General features: G+C 71.0%; 7 protein-coding genes and 1 pseudogene. All 8 read right to left on the bottom strand.

What is annotated here, in order from left to right; all coding sequences use genetic code 11:
- Positions 1 to 92: 92 nt before the first annotated feature.
- Positions 93 to 869 (bottom strand): annotated as a pseudogene (gene lepB / locus ACZ52R_RS38470) (signal peptidase I); the annotation flags it as partial.
- A complete protein-coding gene (lepB, locus tag ACZ52R_RS38465; protein ID WP_465622255.1) occupies positions 853 to 1,785 on the bottom strand; it encodes a signal peptidase I in 933 nt (310 codons plus the stop codon). The gene lepB (ACZ52R_RS38465) and the pseudogene lepB (ACZ52R_RS38470), both read right to left, overlap by 17 nt.
- A 77-nt stretch (positions 1,786 to 1,862) precedes the next feature.
- Complete coding sequence (gene rplS, locus ACZ52R_RS38460) at positions 1,863 to 2,213, bottom strand: 50S ribosomal protein L19 (RefSeq protein WP_030306736.1); 351 nt, start codon at positions 2,211 to 2,213, stop codon at positions 1,863 to 1,865.
- Positions 2,214 to 2,367: 154 nt separating this feature from the next.
- A complete protein-coding gene (gene trmD, locus ACZ52R_RS38455) occupies positions 2,368 to 3,186 on the bottom strand; it encodes a tRNA (guanosine(37)-N1)-methyltransferase TrmD (protein ID WP_465622392.1) in 819 nt (272 codons plus the stop codon).
- Positions 3,187 to 3,218: 32 nt separating this feature from the next.
- Positions 3,219 to 3,845, bottom strand: a complete 627-nt coding sequence (rimM, locus tag ACZ52R_RS38450) for a ribosome maturation factor RimM (protein WP_465755058.1) — start codon at positions 3,843 to 3,845, stop codon at positions 3,219 to 3,221.
- Positions 3,846 to 4,047: 202 nt separating this feature from the next.
- Positions 4,048 to 4,287, bottom strand: a complete 240-nt coding sequence (locus ACZ52R_RS38445; protein WP_030056773.1) for an RNA-binding protein — start codon at positions 4,285 to 4,287, stop codon at positions 4,048 to 4,050.
- Between the two features lie 2 nt (positions 4,288 to 4,289).
- Positions 4,290 to 4,718, bottom strand: a complete 429-nt coding sequence (rpsP, locus tag ACZ52R_RS38440) for a 30S ribosomal protein S16 (RefSeq protein ID WP_360504647.1) — start codon at positions 4,716 to 4,718, stop codon at positions 4,290 to 4,292.
- Between the two features lie 408 nt (positions 4,719 to 5,126).
- The gene (locus ACZ52R_RS38435; RefSeq protein WP_360504645.1) at positions 5,127 to 5,705 is read right to left on the bottom strand and encodes a hypothetical protein; all 579 of its coding nucleotides are present in this window, start codon (positions 5,703 to 5,705) and stop codon (positions 5,127 to 5,129) included.
- Positions 5,706 to 6,000: the final 295 nt, after the last annotated feature.

Genomic DNA, 6,000 nt, shown 5'->3' with positions numbered 1-6,000 from the left:
GGACCTTAGACAAGCCTCATCGTTGCAGCTCAGAAGGCACTTTCGCTTTTCCGATCATGCTCCGGACGCGACCCCGGATGAAACACGCAGGCTAGTTGATGGAAGCGGTCCAGCGGCCAGGCGATCACGAACGCGCGACCGACCACACCGCTCAGCGGGATCGTGCCCTGGCCCGGATTGCCCATGTGGAAGCGGGAGTCGGCGGAGACGTCGCGGTGGTCGCCCATGACCCAGAGCCGCCCCTGCGGCACCTTCACCTTGAAGGGCTGCCGGGACGGCGGGTTGCCGGGTGCGAGGTAGGTCTCGTCCACCGGGTGCCCGTTGACGCTGAGCCGCCCCTGCGCGTCGCAGCACTCGACGGTGTCCCCGCCGACGCCGATCACCCGCTTGATCAGGTCCTGCTCGTTGTCGGACGGCAGCAGTCCGACGAAGGTCAGCGCCTGCTTGGCCGCACCCAGCACCGGGCCGTCGTCGGAGGGCTTGTGGTCGTTCTCCAGCCAGCCGCCCGGGTCCTTGAAGACCACCACGTCGCCGCGCTGCGGCTCACTGCCGAACCAGGGGGTCAACTTGTCCACCAGCACCCGGTCCCCGATCCGGATGGTCTGCTCCATCGAACCCGAGGGGATCACGAACACCTGGACCAGGAAGGTCTTTATCACCAGCGCCACCAGCAGGGCCACCAGGATGATCATCGGGACCTCGCGCACCAGCGACCGCTTGCGCCGGCGAGCCGCCCGACGGGCGCTGCGGCGACGCTCGGCCCGGCCGCGCACCGACCGGGCCACGGCGGGCCCGGCGCCCTCCGGCCCACGGTTGTCCGGCTCGCGGGCCGGGCGGTCGGCGAGCCGACCCCTACCTCTGGTCCCCATGACCACCCGTCCCCGCAGTCGCGGCGAAAGCCGCGGGCCGGTCCAGGCTGGTCCAGCGCGAGAACGGGTAGACCACCCAGTCCGCCCGGCCGATCACCTTCTCCTCGGGCACGAAGCCGCCGCCGGGCTCGCCGAGGTGGTCGCGGGAGTCACGGGAGGCCCTGCGATGGTCGCCCATCACCCACAGTTCGCCGGCGGGCACCACCACGTCGAAGGCCACGCTCGACGGGTCGTTCCCCGGGGCCAGGTAGGAGGTCTCGTCCACCGGCACGCCGTTGACGGTGATCGGCGCACCCGGGCCGGCACTGGTCACCCGGTCGCCGCCGACGCCGATCACGCGCTTGACGTAGATGGTGTTCCCGGCCGGGGCCAGCCCGAGGTCCTGGGCGAGCGAACGCGCGCCGTCCCAGAAGCCCTGCGGCTGCGCGGACTCCCGCAGGAAGGAGCCCCTCCCGTCGAAGACCACGATGTCGCCCCGTTGGGGGTGGCCGCCGAAGGCGTAGGCGAGCTGGTTCGCGATCAGCCGGTCGCCCGGTCGCAGGGTGTCCTCCATCGACCCGGAGGGCACCGCGAACGGACGCGCGACGAAGGCGTTCACCAGGAGCAGGGCCGCCAGGCAGATCCCCACCAACAGCAGCAGGTCGCGCGAACGCGAGTGGCCGGGCTCCTCGTCCTGCTCCGAGCCCTCCTCGGCCTGACTCTCCTCGCCCCGACTCTCCGCGGCCTGGCTCTCCTCGGCGGTGCGCGCGGAAGCGGCAGTAGCCGGACCGGTCGCCGTGTCCTCGGAAACGACCGCGGAAACGACCGAAGCGGCCCCGGTAACCGCCCCGGACACGACCGCGGACCGCGACAGCGAGTCCGCACCGGAGGGTGCGGGACTGCTGTCGCGGTCCGCGGGTGGTTCGTGCGTGCTCATCGGGGGGTGAGCTTACCTTGCGGTCTCTCGGTCCCCTTGAGCGCTCCGATCCCCCGGCGAGGCCGGGGGCCGGTGGATCAGCGGTCGCGCTTCTCCTTGATCTTCGCGGCCTTGCCGCGGAGGTCACGCAGGTAGTACAGCTTGGCGCGGCGAACCGCACCGCGGGTCACGACCTCGATCTTCTCGACGACCGGGGTGTGCACCGGGAAGGTGCGCTCCACGCCGACGTTGAAGCTGACCTTGCGAACGGTGAAGGTCTCACCGATGCCGGCGCCGTGGCGGCGGATGACGACGCCCTGGAAGACCTGGACACGGGAGCGGTTGCCCTCGATGACCCGGACGTGGACCTTCAGGGTGTCACCGGCGCGGAAGGCCGGAATGTCGCTACGCAGCGAAGCCGCGTCGACAGCAGCGAGCTTGTTGCTCATGTTGCTCTCCATCGCAGGCGCCACGGGCCGCCCACGGAAAATCGTCACAATGGGGTTTGCTGCGGGCCGCATCGGCTGACGGCGAGCCCCCCGTGGCGGGGGCGCCGGTCCACGTGCCCCCTACGAGAGGGTGCCAGCGACAGACAGCAGCGGCCTATTCTTCCACACCACCGGCCACGGACCGAAATCGGCCGAGCTGTTCGTCCCAGGCCAGGCCGAGGATGCTGAGCGCCTCCCGCTCCTTCTTGTCGAAGGCGCCGTACTGCCAGCGTTCGACCAGGTCGGGACGGTTCGCCAGGGTACGGGCGAAGGCCTGCTCGCGCCGCCAACGGGCGATCCGGCCGTGGTTGCCGCTGAGCAGCACGTCCGGCACGGTGCGGCCGCGCCACTCGGCGGGCTTGGTGTAGACCGGCCCCTCCAGCAGGTCGGCCATCGCGCCCGGCGCGAAGGAGTCGTCGCGGTGGGACTCGGCGTTGCCGAGCACCCCGGGCAGCAGTCGGGCGATCGCCTCGACCATCACCAGCACCGCGACCTCGCCGCCGGCCAGCACGTAGTCGCCGATCGAGGCCTCGACCACCGGCATCCGGGTGGCCGCCTCCTCGATCACCCGGCGGTCGATGCCCTCGTACCGCGCGGGGGTGAAGGCCAGCCAGGGGCGGCCGGCCAGCTCCTGGGCGAGCTCCTGGGTGAACGGGCGCCCGCTCGGGGTCGGCACGACCAGGGTGGGCACCTCGCCCTCGGGCCCGCCGGCGACCACCGCGTCCAGCGCCTCGCCCCACGGCTCGGGCTTCATCACCATGCCGGGGCCGCCGCCGTACGGGCTGTCGTCCACCGTGCGGTGCACGTCGTGGGTCCACTCGCGCAGCTCGTGGACGTGCACGTCCAGCTGGCCGCGCGCGCGGGCCTTGCCGACCAGCGAGATGTTCAGCGGCTCCAGGTACTCGGGGAAGATCGTGACGACGTCGATCCGCATGCCGCTCTGCACACCGCCGCTCTCCTCGACGGTCACTCCGACTCCTCCGAACCGTCGGCGGGCTCGGCGGGCGCAGTGGCCTCGGCAGCCTCAGCGGTCTCAGCGGTCTCAGGGCCCTCGGCCGAGGACGTACCGGCGACCTCCGCCTGCTCCAGGTCGATCAGCCCGGGCGGCGGGGTGATCACCGCGCGCTGGTTCTCCAGGTCGATGGTCGGCACGATCTGGCTGACGAAGGGCACCAGCACCTCGGTCCCGTCGGGCCTCTCCACCGTGAGCAGGTCCTGGTACGGCAGGTGGAGCACCTCGGTCAGCTCGCCGACCAGGGTGCCGTCGAGCAGCACCACGTCCAGGCCGATCAGCTGGTGGTCGTAGTACTCCTCCGGATCGTCGGGGCGCTCCTCCGGGTCGACCTCGGAGATGAGCAGGGTGCCCCGGAGTGCCTCGGCCGCGTTGCGGTCCTTGACGCCGACGAAGCGCAGCAGCAGCCGGCCGCTGTGCACCCGGCCGGACTCGATGGTCAGCGGCCCGGCCGACGCGGGGTCGGTGAGCAGGACGGCACCCGGGCCGAGCCGGAGCTCCGGCTCGTCGGTGCGGACCTCGACGCTGACGTCCCCCCTGATGCCGTGGGCACGGCCGATCTTGCCGACGACGAGCTGCACGGTGATCGTTCTCCTGGAGTTCCTGAGCCGAAACGAGAGCCCGACGAAATGCGAAGGGCCGGTGCGAAGGGCTGGTGCGGTGGGGTGGTGCGACGCCCCGAAGGGGTGGGGCGAACGGGTGGTGCGGGAACGAGAAAAGGCCGACCGGGACGACATGCGTCCCGGTCGGCCCCAAGCCCTGACGGCTGAACGAGCAGCTGCGTCAGCGAATGTTGTCCACGTCGACCAGGTCGACCCGGACGTTGCGACCGCCGAGGGCGCCGACCACGGTGCGCAGAGCGCGCGCCGTGCGGCCACCCCGGCCGATCACCTTGCCGAGGTCATCGGGGTGCACTCGCACCTCGATGGTGTTGCCCCGACGCAGGTTGCGCGAACGCACCTGCACCTCGTCGGGGTGCTCGACGATGCCCTTCACCAAGTGGTCGAGGGCGTCCTCGATCACGCTCAGGCCTCGGCGGCGGCGTCGGCCTCAGCCTCGACCTTGTCCGACTTCTTGGCCTTCGGGGTGATGGCGACACCGGTGGTGGCGTCCTCGAAGCCGGCGACGGCCTTCGCGAACAGGTGCGAGAAGTCCTCGACCTTCGGCTCCGCGACCAGCAGCGGCGCCGGGGCCGGCAGGCCCTTGAACTTCTGCCAGTCGCCGGTCAGCTTCAGGATGGCGAGCACCGGCTCGGTCGGCTGGGCGCCGACGGACAGCCAGTACTGGGCGCGGTCGCTGTCGACCTCGATCTTCGAGGGGTTGTAGGTCGGCTGGTAGATGCCGATCTCCTCGATCGCGCGACCGTCACGCTTGGTGCGGGCGTCGGCGACGACGATGCGGTAGTGCGGGGAGCGAATCTTGCCGAGACGCTTCAGCTTGATCTTGACTGCCACGGGAGTGGGTTCTCCTGGTGTTGACGTGGGTGAGCGGGCTCGCCTCGCGTGGGGTTGCGGGGTGGACCGTTCAAGGGACACGCCAGCCGTAGGAGAGAGGGGTCCTGTCTCGGCTGCCGAGTACTCAGCTGTCCATTCTGCCATACCGGCGCGAACCGCCCGCACACGGCCCGGAACGGATCAGGGCTCGACCGGGAGCCCCCGCTCCCGGTCCAGCCCACGGACTCACCGCTGTTGTACTGCCCTGCCGTTGTTCTGCTCGTAGCGCTTGGACCGCTCGTAGCGCTCGGACCGCTCGGACCGCTCGGACCGCTCGTAGCGCCTGTACCGCTCTGCCGGTCCGCCGTGCGACCGCTCGCTCCGGCCGGACCGCTGCCCGCACAGCAGTCCCGCCGGCCCGCCGACCACTTACGTGATCTTGAACGGCTGCTGGCACGCGCCGCAGACGATGGACGCCTGCGCGAGCACCGACGGAACGACCCGGACGTTGCGTCCGCAGCCGCAGACCGCCTTGACCCGGACGCCGCCCCCGGAGGAGCCGTGCCGGGCGGCCGGGCCGCGGAAGGCACGCGTCACGCCGTCGCCGGCCACCGCTTCCTGGTGCGCGCCGAGGGCGCGGTCCAGGCGCTCGATGGTTCCTGCGTAGCGTTCCTGGGTCTCCTTGAGCATGGTCACCTGGGAGAAGCCGCTACTCGCGTGCGGCTCCACCGGGTGCGCCAGGCCCAGCTCGGAGGCGAGCATCAGGAAGCGCCGGTTGTGGTAGCGGCCGGCCCGCGAGGTGTCCCGGATATCCCGGGCCGCGGCCAGACCGTGGGCAGCCTCGTGGAGGAGCCGCTCGAAACCGAGCCGCGTGCCACAGGCCGAGGAGGATTCGCCGATCAGGGCCTCGGGCGAGGCCAGGTCGGGGAGATCCTGGTGGTAGGCCTGGATGTCGCTCCAGGCGGCGGCCAGTTCGGCCGCGAGGACGAGGGGCTGTGTCGTGCTCACGCTAGACCAACGATGGAGTGCGAGCCGATGTTCCGCATGTTTCCGTCCTCCGGGAATTCACAGGGAACTCCCAGGAATGCAAGGCGGCGCGCGAATTGCACGCTCCGGATCTGACGCAAGACCAACCCCCTGCCGGTTTCGGCCCGTCCCACGGTCGGCGGGCCTGGTGAATTCCGCCCCGGGCGGCGGGCTGTCGCCCCCAGGACGTACGGCCCGTGGTCCCGCCTGATTGACAGGGCCACGGGCCGTACACCGTACCGCTATTCCGTTAATACCGGGAGTTGACCGGCCAGTA

The organism is Kitasatospora sp. NPDC034023 (assembly GCF_055575795.1).
The sequence above is the reverse complement of the archived record's forward strand: the minus strand, read 5'-3'. Positions and strand labels throughout refer to the sequence as shown.